1 protein-coding gene is annotated in these 1502 nt (G+C 30.6%); it reads left to right on the top strand.

All coding sequences use genetic code 11. The annotated features are described in order from the left end of the window. Nucleotides 1-45 precede the first annotated feature (45 nt). Nucleotides 46-1461 carry an IS1182 family transposase gene (locus GPX08_RS17040; protein WP_156628013.1) on the top strand — a complete coding sequence of 472 codons (1416 nt, stop codon included), beginning with the start codon at nucleotides 46-48 and terminating at the stop codon, nucleotides 1459-1461. Nucleotides 1462-1502 lie beyond the last annotated feature (41 nt).

Genomic DNA, 1502 nt, shown 5'->3' with positions numbered 1-1502 from the left:
TAATATAATAATAAATATTTTAATTTATTACATAGGAGTTTACTAATGATAAACGAAAGAAAAGAATCACAAAATCAAATGGAAGTAGTAATGTTAGAGCAATTAGTTCCGCAAGAACATTTGCTTAGAAAAATAGATAAGTACATAGATTTTTCTTTTATTAGAGATTTAACTAGAGATTTGTATTGCCATACAAATGGTCGACCAGCAGTTGATCCAATAGTTTTGTTTAAGATGTTGTTTATTGGATACCTTTATGGCATACGCTCCGAAAGACAACTAGTTAAAGATATAGAAGTAAATTTAGCATATAGATGGTTTTTAGGTTATTCAATAACAGAGAAAATTCCTGATGCATCAACAATTAGTCAAAATAGAATTAGAAGATTTAAAGATACTGATATTCCACAGAAAATATTCGATAACATCGTTTTTCAAGCTATGGAAAAAGGATTAGTTGGAGGAAAAATTCTTTATTCTGATTCTACTCATATAAAAGCTAACGCAAATAAGCGAAAGTTTGAAAAGGTTGAAGTACAAATTACACCTAAAGAATATATAAAACAGTTAGACATTGATGTTAATGCTGATAGGGAAAAGCATAATAAAAAGCCACTAAAACCTAGAAAAGAAAAAATTGAAACAAAGGAAATAAAGAAAAGTACTACTGACCCGGATAGCGGATACATGATGAGAGATAATAAACCAGAAGGTTTCTTTTATTTAGACCATAGAACTGTAGACAGTAAAAATAATATTATTTTAGATGTGCATGTTACCCCTGGTAACGTCAGCGATAGCGAGCCAATATTAAAGAGAATAGATAGAATTGAAGAAAATTTTAAGATAAAACCTAAATATCTTGGATTAGATGCTGGATATTCAACTAACCCTATTTTTAAGGGTATTGTTGATAGAAAGATTGTACCTGTAGTTGCTTATAGACGCTCCCCTCATAAAAAAGGCATGTACACTAAAAATAAATATATTTATGACTATGATAAAGATATATATGTTTGTCCCAATAATGTAGCTTTGATATATAAGACTACGACCCGCGAAGGCTATAGAGAATATATATGCTTTGAAGAAATTTGCATGTGTTGTCATCATAGGGATAAATGCCTTGGAGAAAAAGCTAAATATAAAACGATAAGAAGACATGTTTGGGAAAATCACAAAGATGATAATAAAAATTTTCTTAGAACTGAAAAGGGAAAAGGAATTTACAATAGGCGAAAAGAAACAGTAGAGCGAAGCTTTGCAGATTCAAAAAATCTGCATGGGCTTCGCTATGCTCGCTTCCGTGGACGCGAAAAAGTGTCCGAGCAATGCTTACTAACTGCAGCGGTGCAGAATATGAAAAAGATAGCAACAAGACTATCTTTGCTATTTTTAGATTATATTATGATTATTTATACTAATATTTTAAATATGCAATATTACGCACATACAATATAGAAAACCCTCTGTTTTTTAACAGGGGGTTTATCAACAAACTG

The organism is Clostridium tertium (genome assembly GCF_902652255.1).
GTDB lineage: Bacteria > Bacillota > Clostridia > Clostridiales > Clostridiaceae > Clostridium > Clostridium tertium_A.
The sequence above is the reverse complement of the archived record's forward strand: the minus strand, read 5'-3'. Positions and strand labels throughout refer to the sequence as shown.